General features: G+C 25.9%; 9 protein-coding genes and 2 pseudogenes. 2 read left to right on the forward strand and 9 right to left on the reverse strand.

Annotation, left to right across the window (positions count from 1 at the left end; all coding sequences use genetic code 11):
• Positions 1-305: 305 nt before the first annotated feature.
• Positions 306-2,435 (reverse strand): annotated as a pseudogene (locus tag CRV10_RS02820) (AAA family ATPase); the annotation flags it as partial.
• 252 nt (positions 2,436-2,687) lie between these two features.
• Positions 2,688-3,652 (reverse strand): annotated as a pseudogene (rluD, locus tag CRV10_RS02825) (23S rRNA pseudouridine(1911/1915/1917) synthase RluD).
• Positions 3,653-3,736: 84 nt separating this feature from the next.
• Between rluD and bamD the strand changes: the two are divergent.
• Both bamD and CRV10_RS02835 read left to right on the forward strand, forming a co-directional pair.
• On the forward strand, positions 3,737-4,471 hold the full coding sequence (bamD, locus tag CRV10_RS02830; RefSeq protein ID WP_136130314.1) for an outer membrane protein assembly factor BamD: 735 nt from the start codon (positions 3,737-3,739) through the stop codon (positions 4,469-4,471).
• Positions 4,472-4,668: 197 nt separating this feature from the next.
• Positions 4,669-5,838: a chorismate mutase gene (locus CRV10_RS02835; protein WP_136130315.1), complete on the forward strand. Its 1,170-nt coding sequence runs from the start codon at positions 4,669-4,671 to the stop codon at positions 5,836-5,838.
• Between the two features lie 474 nt (positions 5,839-6,312).
• Here CRV10_RS02835 and CRV10_RS02840 read toward each other — a convergent pair whose 3' ends face one another.
• The 7 genes from CRV10_RS02840 to gshA form a co-directional block, all read right to left on the reverse strand.
• Complete coding sequence (locus tag CRV10_RS02840) at positions 6,313-7,395, reverse strand: 3-deoxy-7-phosphoheptulonate synthase (protein WP_136130316.1); 1,083 nt, start codon at positions 7,393-7,395, stop codon at positions 6,313-6,315.
• Between the two features lie 432 nt (positions 7,396-7,827).
• On the reverse strand, positions 7,828-8,175 hold the full coding sequence (rplS, locus tag CRV10_RS02845) for a 50S ribosomal protein L19 (protein WP_136130317.1): 348 nt from the start codon (positions 8,173-8,175) through the stop codon (positions 7,828-7,830).
• A 39-nt stretch (positions 8,176-8,214) separates the two neighbouring features.
• Positions 8,215-8,958: a tRNA (guanosine(37)-N1)-methyltransferase TrmD gene (trmD, locus tag CRV10_RS02850; RefSeq protein ID WP_136130371.1), complete on the reverse strand. Its 744-nt coding sequence runs from the start codon at positions 8,956-8,958 to the stop codon at positions 8,215-8,217.
• Between the two features lie 38 nt (positions 8,959-8,996).
• Positions 8,997-9,542: a ribosome maturation factor RimM gene (gene rimM, locus CRV10_RS02855; protein ID WP_136130318.1), complete on the reverse strand. Its 546-nt coding sequence runs from the start codon at positions 9,540-9,542 to the stop codon at positions 8,997-8,999.
• Positions 9,535-9,813, reverse strand: coding sequence for a 30S ribosomal protein S16 (gene rpsP, locus CRV10_RS02860; protein WP_136130319.1), 279 nt, complete (start codon positions 9,811-9,813; stop codon positions 9,535-9,537). The genes rimM and rpsP overlap by 8 nt, the downstream gene beginning before the upstream one ends.
• A gap of 110 nt (positions 9,814-9,923) precedes the next feature.
• Positions 9,924-11,285, reverse strand: coding sequence for a signal recognition particle protein (ffh, locus tag CRV10_RS02865; RefSeq protein ID WP_136130320.1), 1,362 nt, complete (start codon positions 11,283-11,285; stop codon positions 9,924-9,926).
• Between the two features lie 675 nt (positions 11,286-11,960).
• A complete protein-coding gene (gene gshA, locus CRV10_RS02870; protein ID WP_136130321.1) occupies positions 11,961-13,544 on the reverse strand; it encodes a glutamate--cysteine ligase in 1,584 nt (527 codons plus the stop codon).
• Positions 13,545-13,569 lie beyond the last annotated feature (25 nt).

Below are 13,569 nucleotides of genomic sequence, written 5' to 3' on the forward strand. Positions count from 1 at the left end.
ATTAAACTACGCAATAAATTACGTGTTTATTCGATAGATATTTATAGTCTTATGATTAAAAATCGTTGACACTAAATCTACGAATACCCACATAGATTGTCTGATAAATTTTTAAAGAGCAATAAAATTATTATGATATCTCCATTTAGTTTATTAGTCAAGTCTTAACTTAATACCTGTTCTTGATTAACAATATGATTTTAATAATTTTATTTGTTATTAGTTAATTTGAATGTTATATTGTTTATAATATTGGTGAACATTAATTATTATCATTGTTAATGATGATCTTATTCTAGATAAGATCAATTTATTTCTATATTATTATTTCTGACAATGATTGTTATCTTTTTGTCAGCTAATAGATTTTTTGAAAGTATCATTTGTGCTAAAGGATTTTCAATTTGCTGTTGAATAGCTCTTTTAAGCAATCTTGCTCCATATGATGGATTATAGTTAATTTTTCCCAATAAATCATATACTTCATGATCAATATTCAAATGATAGCCTTGTTCTTCTAAGCGTTTTATTAAAATTTTGAGTTGAATTTTTGCAATAGAACTAATATGTTTTTGATCTAATGGATGAAAGACAACTACTTCATCTATACGATTTATAAACTCAGGTCGAAAATAATTATTAACTTTATTCATTATTAAATCTTTCATATTATCATAAGTAAGAATATTAAAATTATCTCTAATCAAATTTGAACCCAAATTAGAAGTCATAATAATAACTGTGTTACGAAAATCAATAGTTCTTCCCTTACTATCAGTTAATCTTCCTTCATCTAGTACTTGTAATAAAATATTGAAAACATCTACGTGTGCTTTTTCAATTTCGTCCAATAAAATAACTGAATATGGATGAAGTCGAATTGCTTCAGTTATATATCCACCATTTTCATATCCTACATATCCTGGAGGTGCTCCTATAAGTCTAGATATTGAATGTTTTTCCATAAATTCAGACATGTCGATTCTTACAATTGAGTTATCAGTATCAAATAAAAACTGTGCTAATGATTTAGATAATTCTGTTTTTCCTATGCCACTAGGACCTAAAAATAAAAAAGAACCAATAGGGCGATTAGAATCAGATATACCAGAACGACTGCGACGAATAGCATTAGATATTGCTTTTACTGCTTCATTTTGTCCAATTACTTTTTTGTGTATGTGTTGTTCCATACGTAGAAGTTTTGTACGTTCACTTTCCATCATTTTAGCTATTGGAATTCCAGTCCAACGAGATACAATATCTGCAATTTCAATCTCAGTAACACGATTACGCAATAATTTCATATTATTATCTTCAGAATAAGTAGCTGTAGCAAGCCTTTTTTCTAATTCTGGAATTTTGCCATACTGTAATTTAGACATTCTTGTAAGATCTACAGAACGGCGAGCTTGTTCTAAAGATAATTTAGCCTTTTCAAGTTCGGTTTTAATTTTTTGTGTTCCTAAAAGATAAGCTTTTTCGTTTTTCCATTTATCTTGAAGTTTATTATATTCAATTTCCTTTTGATTCAGTTCTTGTTTTAGTATGTCAAGACGTTTAATACTTGATGAATCTGATTCTTTTTTTAATGCTTGTTGTTCAATTTTTAATTGTATAATGCGTCTTTCAAGTCTATCAAGAGACTCAGGTTTCGAATCTATTTGAAGACGAATACTAGATGCAGCTTCATCAATCAAATCGATTGCTTTATCTGGCAATTGACGTTCTGAAATATATCTTTTTGATAATTTAGCTGCCGCTACAATAGCTGGATCAGTTATCTGGACGTGATGATGTAATTCATAGCGTTCTTTGAGACCTCTAAGAATAGCTATAGTATCTTCAATATTTGGTTCAGATACGTAGATTTTTTGAAAACGACGTTCTAAAGCCGCATCTTTTTCAATATAATATCGATATTCATCTAAAGTCGTTGCTCCTATACAATGAAGCTCTCCTCTAGCTAATGCAGGTTTTAGCAGATTACTTGCATTTATTGATCCGTCTCCTTGTCCAGTAGAAACCATATTATGTAACTCATCAATGAATAATATAATATTTCCTTTCAATGTAGATAATTCTTTTAATATACCTTTTATACGTTCTTCAAATTCACCCCGATATTTAGCACCAGCTATTAAAGCACCCATATCTAGTGATAATATTTGATTTTCTTTGAGACCTTCTGGTATTTCATAATTAACAATACGTTGTGCTAAACCTTCAATAATTGCAGTTTTACCTACCCCAGGTTCACCAATTAGCACTGGATTATTCTTTGTTCTGCGCTGTAATACTTGAATAGTTCGACGAATTTCTTCATCACGTCCAATTACTGGATCTAATTTATTATCCTCAGCAAGTTTTGTAATATTAATAGTATATTTGTCTAAATTTTTACTTTTATCATCTGATGGCTGATTATTCACTTTTTAACCCTTGTTAAAATATTCTATAAAATATTTTATAATATATAATAAATATTTGGAATTAAATATATTAGTTTTTAATTGGTTATTATATTTTTTGTCATGAATCAAATAAAATAAAAATATAGAATTTTATTGTTTTCTTTCTTAAAAGAAACACCAATTTAGTATATTTTTCGATTACAGAATAACTTAAATTAACAAATAGTTGTTCAAAGAATTTATTAATATTATAAAAACATAAGTCTTATAAATTTAATTTTCAATTTTTAAATTATCGTCTTTAAGTATGTTGATAAGATTATTCATATCTTGAGGTATGGGAGTTTCTACAGTCATTCTAACATTAGTTATAGGATGATTAAAACTTAATTTTATAGCGTGTAATGCTTGACGGTTGAAATTATATATTTTATCAAACGTCAAATTAGTATTTTTTTTCGATCTATTAGTTTTTTTTCCGTAAGTTTGATCTCCTAGTATTGGATGGTTAATATAAGCCATATGAACACGAATCTGATGAGTACGGCCAGTTTCTATACGTACACGTATACGAGAATGATTACGAAAATATTCTAATACATTGTAATGAGTTACAGCGGTTTTTCCCTGTAAATTCACTGCCATTTTTGTTCTTTCTATAGTATGTCGAGCAATTGGCATATTAATTTTACCAGTGAAGGGTATAATACCGACTACAATTGCTTCATATTCACGAATAATGTCATGTTGTTGTAACATTTTAATTAATTTTAACTGTGTCATGAATTTTTTTGCTATAATCATTAATCCAGTAGTATCTTTATCTAGTCTATGCACTATACCTGCACGAGACAAATTAATTAAATGTGGATATTTATATAGTAACGCATTTAATAATGTACCATTAACATTATTAACTCCAGGGTGAACTACAAAATTTTCTTGTTTATTTATGATCAATATATACTCATCTTCATATACAATATTTAATGGTAAATTTTGTGGTTTTAAAGCTGATTGTTCTTCAATTTGTACATTAATATTTATGACTTCACCTCCTGATATTTTTTTTTTGGTTTTTTTATGATGTTACCATTTAATAAGATACATTCATTTAAAATCCATTTTTTTATACAGGAACGTGAATGATTAGTAAAATATTGTTTTAACGCTTGATCTAATCTTTGTTTTAATTGAGTTTGAGGTAAGATTAAAGTATATTTAATGTTTTTTAACATAATCACAACTTATTTTAAAATAAATTATCATAGCAATCAGTAATTGCTATCTTGTTTACTGTTTGTAAGGTTAACAATTATAACATGAAAATCATAAAATATACATTGACTATCTTTACATTAATATTAATGATGACTGGTTGTTCTGAATTTAATAGAACAGAATCATCCTATTATTCATTAAGTAAAATATATGATTTAGCTCAAAAAAAAATGCGAGAAAATAATTTTAAATCAGCAATTAAATATTTAAAAACAATAGAAAATCAAGATTTCATTGGATTATATTCTCAACAAGTACGTCTTGATTTAATATATGCTTATTATAAAAATAGAGACTTACATTCAGCACAACTAGTAATTCACCATTTCATAAATTTATATCCTAAACATCCTAATTTGGATTATGTAATATATATGAAAGGTGTAATAGAAATGTCAATAGATAATCCATCATTAATAATGAAAGTATTAAATTTTGATTATTATGATCGTGATCTTGAACATTCTAATAATGCGTTTGTTGATTTCAAACACATATTACATCACTATCCTAAAAGTGTATATGCTAATGATTCTTATAATCGATTAATATATTTACAAAATCGTTTAGCTAAACACGAATTATCTATAGCTTCATTTTATAATGAACGTAAAGCCTATGTAGCAGTAATTAATCGTATTAAAAAAATGATAAAATATTATCCCGATACAAAAGCAACTCATGATGCATTATTGTTAATGGAAAAAGCATATCGTAAATTACAAATTAACGAAAAAGCAGATAAAATAGCTAAAATAATTGCTATGAATACTTAATAAAAAATAAGTCGTTATTTTTCCATAATTAATTATTAATACTTATTGTATTAATAATGTTAAATTGTAAAACTAATTACTAGTTTTTTAAGTAATACTATTTCTTTATCATTTAAATTTTATATCAAAGTAATTGTTGTTACTAAATAAAATAAATGATATATAGTTCAAAAATTTTTTATTTTATGGGTATAAGTATGAATCATAAAAACTTAGAATTGTTAATGCTGCGTGATAAAATAAATGAAATTGATGATAATATATTAATATTACTATCAAAACGTCAATTACTGTCTGCTAAAATAGCAAAAGTGAAACTGAAACACAATAGTCAAATTCGTGATAAAGCTCGTGAACGTTTAATACTAGATCGTTTAATTATATACGGAAAACAATATAAACTAGACTCTAGTTATATCACAAAGTTATTCCATCTAATCATTGAAGATTCTATTTTTATACAACAATCAATTTTACAAAAGGATCTTAACTGCGCTTATGCAAATACAGCAAAAATCAGTTTTCTTGGCCCAAAAGGTTCTTATTCACATATTGCTGCTAGAAAATATTCTATGAGATATTTTGATGATATCATTGAATTTAGTTGTTTAAACTTTCATGATGTCGTTTATAATGTTGAGAATGGAATTGCAGATTATGCTATATTACCTATTGAAAATACTGCTTCTGGATCTATTAATGAAGTGTATGATTTATTACAAAATACAAATTTATCAATTGTTAATGAATTATTTTTACATATAGATCATTGTATATTATCTATACCAGATACAAACTTAGAAAAAATTAAAATAATTTATAGTCACCTACAACCTTTTCAACAATGTAGTAATTTCATAAGTTTATTTCCTCACTGGAGTCTTAAATATACGGAAAGCACAGCAGCAGCAATGAAAAAAGTATCTAAATTGAATTCATCAGAAATAGCAGCTCTAGGAAGTGAAGACGGCGGAATACTATATACTTTAAAAGTATTAAAGCGTAATATAGCAAATCAACAATATAATCAAACAAGATTCATTATATTGTCAAGAAAATCTATTGAAGTTTCTAATAACGTTCCGGCTAAAACTACTTTTGTAGTGGAAACAGGTCAAAATGTCAGTTCTTTAGTTGATATATTATTAGTATTACGCAATTATAGTTTAGTTATAAATAAAATTGAATCGAGGCCTATTAATGGTAACCCTTGGGAGGAAATATTTTATATAGATATAAAAAGCAACCTAAAATCTATAAACATGAAGAATGCAATAAAAGATTTAAATAGTATTACATGTTCATTAAAAATATTAGGATGTTATCCTAGCGAAAGCTATTTATCGATTGAGTATAATAAACATTAAAATAGTATTTAACTAAATCCAAAAAATTTGCTTTTTGTTAATAATATATTCTAATGCATTAGGTATATATATAATTAAATTAATTATTTATTTTTAAGATCTAAATTTAACAATCCTTAATTTTATAATATAAAAATATAAGTAAAAATACTTATTTTTATAAAGTTTAACATGAAATATAATCAAGCTAAATTACGAATTAATATCTATTATATTTTTAATTTTTATTAAACTAAAGGTAAACATCCCATTTGCTCTAAATAATATTTTCTGAATAGTCAGTATAGAGTCAAATTCAAACCACAATTTATAATTATAATTTATATTATTATATATATTTTTAAATCATATAATTATAATTTTATTTAGTTATTTAATTATATAAATGCTTGTCAATTGTAATGATGAATATTTTTATACGAATAATTATCTATTTTTTAAATACATTGATTTAGCTTTTTAAAAATTTAATAATCATATTTTAAGACTATAACGATTTACTAATACTCCTTTTAAACTTTCTTGTATATTATATAATAAGTTTTCTGTTGACTCCCAATTTATACAAGAATCTGTTACAGATACTCCATATTTCATTTTATTACGTTTTTGTTCAGAAGATTGATTTCCTTCATTAATATTACTTTCTACCATAAGACCAATGATAGAATCATTACCTCCTTGTTTAATTTGAGAAATTACTGATTTAGCAACTACAATCTGTCTTTTATGATCTTTATTGGAATTACCGTGACTGCAGTCTATCATTAGAGCTGGATTTAATCCCGCTTTGATCATTTCTTTTTCGCATTGAGCAACATCAGTAGGACTATAATTAGGTGACTTTCCTCCTCGTAAAATTATATGGCTATCTGGGTTACCTTTAGTTTGTAATAAGCAAACTTGCCCAGATTGATTTATACCAACAAAACGATGTGCCATTGAAGCAGCGCACATTGCATTAATTGCAGTATCTAAACTACCATCTGTCCCATTTTTAAAACCAACGGGCATTGATAAACCAGATGCCATTTCACGGTGCGTTTGTGATTCCGTAGTACGAGCTCCGATAGCTGACCAACTAAATAAATCTCCAAGATATTGAGGACAATTGGGATCAAGTGCTTCTGTTGCTAAAGGTAATCCCATCTTTACTAACGATAATAGTAAGCTACGTGCTATATGTAATCCAGCTTCTACATCAAAAGAATTATCCATGTAAGGATCATTAATTAATCCTTTCCATCCAATTGTTGTACGAGGTTTTTCAAAATAAACTCTCATAACAATATACAGTTGATCTTTTAGTATTTCAGATAGATTACGTAATCTATTACCATAGTCAATAGCAGCTTCTGTATCATGAATTGAACAAGGTCCACATACTATTAATAATCTTAAATCTCTACCTGAAATAATATCAGAAATTATTTTTCTAGAAGAAGCTATTTGTATTTCTTGACTGGATGTTAAAGGAAATTTTGATTTAAGATCTTCTGGTGTAATTAGTATTTGTTCATCAGCAATATGCACATTATTTAGCATGTCTCTTTGCATAATTAATGCTCCAATTTTAAAAAATTATACAACTATTTATTTTATGGATTTAAAAGATAAGATTTTTATATTTATGTATTATCTATTAGTAATATATAAAATTAAATACTACGATTGAATCTAATTTTAATATTAAAGTAATATATATAAATATAAATTTGATTTTATTATTTTTTATTCAATAAGAATGATTATTCATTCATACTTTATATGAATTTTATTGTGGATAAATTAACAGTATTTTTATTTATAGTAGTAAATATTATAAAAAATCAATAAATTTAATATTATTTAAAACATATAATAAGATAACAAATATTGATAGAAGAATCATATATTACTTATTAGATACTTTATTAGTACATTAGTACATTATAAAGAATAACAATGATTTCTTCTTCTTTATGTGCTTAATGTGCTTCAAAAGAATAATTAATTAAGACGTTCTTTGATACGAGCGGATTTTCCAGATAATTTACGTAAATAATATAATTTAGCTCTACGAACATCACCATGACGTTTAATTAATATACTATCAATTGCAGGAGAATAAGTTTGAAAAACACGTTCAACCCCTTCTCCATTAGATGTTTTTCGTACAGTAAAAGCAGAATTAAGACCTCTATTTCTTATAGATATGACTATCCCTTCAAACGATTGAATACGTTTTTTTGAACTCTCAATTACCCAAACCTTTACTTCTACAGAATCACCTGGGCGGAAATAAGGTATATCTTTATTCATCTGTTCTTGTTCTAACTGCTTAATAATTTTATTCATAATTAGAAACTCCTATATATTATTACAACTGCATAATTTTTATTTTTTTGATTCTTTTTGAAACTCTATTAATAATTTTATTTCTTCTTGATTTAAAACTAACTGCTCAAAAAGATCAGGTCTTTTTAGCCACGTTCGACCTAATGATTGTTTCAATCGCCAACGATAAATTTTATCATGATTTCCAGATAAAAGTATTTCTGGCACTTTCCTTCCGTATGAAACACTAGGTCTAGTATAATGAGGACAATCCAATAATCCATTAACAAACGAGTCTTTTTCAACAGATTCATATGTATTTAATACACCTGGAATTAATCTAGCAATTGTATCAATAAATATCATTGCTGGTAATTCTCCTCCACTAAGCACGTAATCTCCTATTGACCATTCTTCATCTATTTTAAATTCAATTACTCTCTCATCAATGCCTTTATACCGACCGCATACTAAAATGAATTTACTATTATATTTTAATAAATTATAGGCTTTTTTTTGATCAAGTTTCTTACCCTGAGGGGATAGATAAACAACTTTTACTCCTTTACCGGCTTGTGCTATTGCTACAGTAATTGCATCAACTAAAGGCTGTACCATCATGACCATCCCTGGTCCACCTCCATAAGGACGATCATCTACTATATAATTTTTTTTACGAGTAAAATCACGAGGATTCCAAACATGAATTTCTATGAGTCCTTTTTTTATACCCTTACTAATTACACCGTAATTAGTAATAATTTTAAAGACATCTGGAAATAAGCTGATTATACCAAACCACATTTTATGATACATGAATATACAATGATTGTTTTATGATGTTATAGAACAGGCTCCCAATCTACTTGAATGATTTTTGTATTTAAATCTACTGTTTTAATAATTTTATCAATAAATGGAATGAGGAACTCTTTTTTTTTAAATTGGTTTTTTATTTTTTGTTGCACAACAATAATATAATTTGATATAGTTTCTATGAAATTTATTACAACACCTATAATGAAACCTTCAAGATTAATTACTTGACAACCTATTATATCCTTTAAGTAATATTCACCATTATCTAAAGACGGTAGTTGTGTTGCATTAACTATAATGTCATGATTAGTTAACTTACTAGCTGTATCTCTGTTATTTATATCTTTTAATTTTATAATTATATTTTTATCTTGGTGTTTCCAATTACTAACTTCTAATTGATACCATAGATTAGCATAATAAACATACCATGGTTGATAGCAAAAAATATTTTCAGATGTTTCAGTGAAAGAAATAATTTTAATCCATCCAAAAATACCATATGCTTTTCCTATTTTTCCTAAAATAACAGGATCGTTAGGATAATACTTGACTAATGTTTTATTCATTTTTAGATTTTGTTCTATTATTAACTTCAGATGTTTTTACTTTCTTGATTAATGTATTAACTTTATTGGAAAATTGGGCTCCCTGATGTTTCCAGTATTCTATGCGGTTTAAATTTAGAGATACATTTTTTTCTTTTCCGTAAGGAATTGGATTAAAGAATCCCACGTTTTCAATAAATAAACCATTACGTGATTTACGACTATCAGCAACAACTACCTGATAAAATGGACGTTTCTTAACACCATGTCTTGCTAATCTAATTATTACCATAATATTTTTCCTTTTGTGATAACAGAAAATCCAACGTTTTATTTAAAGAAACCGAATTTTATTCTAATATAGAATAAAATATTATTATCATCAATTTCTATAATAATACTCTAACGTTTATAAAAATCATATGGAATTATATTTTTTATATATTTGGTTATGTTATTTATTTTGCTTTTTTTTATTTTTTTCATTATATTTTGCATATCATTAAATTGTTTAAGTAATTTATTAACGTCTTGCACTTTATTACCTGAACCATTGGCAATTCGAAGCTTACGTGCACCTTTAATGATATTTGGGTTTTTTCTTTCTTTTACTGTCATTGAGCTAATTATAGCTTCCATACGTATTAACATTTCATCATCTATTGCCGGTTTAATATTATTTGATATGTTTCCTAAACCTGGTATTTTTTTTACTAAGTCTGATATATTACCTATTTTTCTTATTTGTTTTAATTGTTGAAGAAAGTCAATTAAATTAAAATTTTCCCCTTTTTTTATTTTCTCACTTAGATTCTCTGCTTGTTCACTGTCAATTTTATTTTCTATATCTTCTATTAATGATATTACATCTCCCATCCCAAGAATACGAGAAGCGATACGATCAGGATAGAATTGTTCTAAAGCTTCTAATTTTTCACCCGTACCTATAAATTTTATAGGTTTGCCAGTTGTATAGCGAATCGATAATGCTGCTCCTCCTCTTGCATCACTATCGGCTTTTGTTAAAATCACACCAGTAAAAGATAATATCTTATCAAAAATTTTTGCAGCATTAACAATATCTTGACCCATCATAGCGTCAATCACAAACAAAGTTTCTATTGGGTTAATTGCATTATATATTTGTTTTAATTCTTCCATCATAGAATCATTAATATGCAGTCGACCCGCAGTATCTACTAATAAAACATCATAAAGTTTAATCGTAGCTTCTTTTAATGCATTTTTTGCAATACAAATTGGTTTTTCATTATAACTAGATGGATAGAAATCTACATCAATCTGATTTGATAGAGTTTCAAGTTGTTTAATTGCTGCTGGACGGTAAATATCTGTAGACACTATCAGAACTTTTTTTTTGTGTTTTTCTTTTAAAAATTTAGCTAATTTTCCTGTGCTAGTGGTTTTACCTGTACCCTGTAGACCAATTAATAATACAACTGCAGGCGGTGGTACAGCTAGATTAAGCGTATTATTTTCTTTACCCATAGCTATAATAAGTTCATTACGAACTATTTTAATAAATTCTTGTCCTGGAGTCATTCTTTTATTTACTTCTTGACCAACAGCTTTTTCTTTAACGCAATTAATAAAACTACGAACAACAGGTAATGAAACATCCGCTTCTAATAAAGCTATGCTAATATCATGAAGAGTTTGTTTGATGTTTTCTTCTGTTAATCTTCCTATACCACGAATATTTTTTAAAGTTGTTGATAGACGATTAGTTAAGTTATTAAACAATTGTATCTCACTTTCAATGTTAACAATTACTAATTAATGTGATTTAGATTATAACATAATTGCAAAACAATTTATTAGCTTGAAGGACTTAAATGAATATAAAAAAAATAAGTAATGTTTTTATTATAGTTTTATATAAATATAATATATTATATAAAAACTTTTTATAATTATTACAAAAATATTTAGTCTACAAAATTTTTATCATTATTTTAATATAACATAATTCTTAATATACATGAAAGCAATTATGTAATTATTAAAATAAAATCATATATTTATATAAAAATTTCATCTATTTTAAAAACATCAGAAATAAAGGATTGCACATAATCAAAAATTACTTACAACAAATTACTCTTAATCGTTTATTGTTTATTAAAAATGTAATATTTATTTCTTTCAGTCTTTCATATTATGCTTTTAAAACATTATTATCATAAATAATGATATTATATTGTTATAATCTGTATCATATGATTTTTTCGATAATCAAAGTATATGATTTATAAATTGATATTTATTAATTATAGAATGATGGAGAATTGATAATTATATGACCATTATAAAAAATATTAAAATTTTTATTGTTACGTAAATAGTATAACATTATTTATATTATGTTCATAACATGAAGTATTTTATTTAAATAACTTAAACAACATAATAAATAAATTATGTTATATATTTGTTATTTCTATAATTTAAATTACTTATATAATTTTCAAAATCTAGTGAATCACTATTTTCAATTTTTTGTTGTTCAATAATAGAATTTTCTGCTTTAATTCTAAAATCCTCTTCTTTTAATATCTTTAAAGATTTTGAACAAAAAAAACTGTGGTATTTTTTTGATAATGAAATACCAGTTTTAATTATGCCTTCTTTTTTTATAAGATCTAGAATACGAGCAGAATAAGTTAATTCAGGATTATCAAAATATAAAAAAAGTGTATTACAAGTTTTTTGATATTGCATATTATTTTCATTTTTATCTAAAATTTCTGCAATTTTATATAAATCGTTAAAAATTTTTTTACCTGTTTCTACTAGAGAATATTTTTTGTTATTGTCTCCTATATAAATTTTTTGATTTGGTTTTCGTCCTTCTAGTGTTACAATTTTCCAATTTTTATTGTTGTAATAAAGCTCTTTAAAGTTCATTTCAGAAGTATCAGCTAAAATACACCAAATTAAAAATAAATCAAGAAAATACACTTGTATATTATCTATACCTACACCTGAAAATGGATTTACATCAATAGATCTTACTTCTACGTATTCAATACCTTTTGTTAGCAGCGTATCTATATACGATTGACCAGAAATATTAATACACTTAGGACGTATTGGTGAATACAATTCATTTTCAATCTGAAGAATATTGGTATTAATTTGCATTCTTTTTCCACTTTTATCTTTAATTCCTATATCTATAAAATTTTTCCATGGTGTTGTTAGTGCTTTTTTCAATGTGTTAACGTATTCTTCAATAGAATTAAATGTTATTTTTAATATACTTTGAGCCTTATTATTATATCCTAAATCACTTAAACGTAATGATGTTGCATAAGGTAACCAAAGTGTATTTTTATCATTTTTTTCAAATGGTAATTTGATTGGATTATTTTGTAAAAAACTAGAACATATTGCAGGTGAAGCGCCAAAAAGATATGGAATAATCCAACCAAAACGATAATAATTACGAATTAATATTAAATATCCCTTTGAAACAGTTTCTGTACAATTTTTCAAGTTTCTAAAATTTGCCCATTCTTGCCAAAACGAAAAGGGTAATGAAAAATTGTAATGAATGCCAGATATAATTTGCATCATAGCACCATATCTATTTTTTAAACCTTCACGATAGAGAGTCTTCATCAATCCAACATTAGACGTACCATAACTAGCTAATTTAATTTCATTTATATTTTTAATTCTACAAGGCATACTTAAAGACCACATCAACTCTTTGTCTAACTTACGCGCAACATAACAATGAATATCTCTTAAAAAAGAGAGTGTATATTCTATTCTATTGTCAACTGGTGTCACGAATTCTAATAAAGATTCAGCGAAATCAGTGGTAATCCATTCATTTTTAAGAGAAGACCCTAATGATAAAGGATGCTCACTATTTGCAATATTACCATTTGGTTCTATTCTTAATGTTTCGCGTTCAATACCTCTATTGATTTTTTTAAAAATATATGAATTTTTTCTCAACCAAGATAGTGTATTAGATATATCCGGGAGCATATTAACCTCCGGCTTAAAAATAATT

It is taken from the genome of Candidatus Pantoea edessiphila (assembly GCF_002933355.1).
Lineage (GTDB): Bacteria > Pseudomonadota > Gammaproteobacteria > Enterobacterales > Enterobacteriaceae > Pantoea_C > Pantoea_C edessiphila.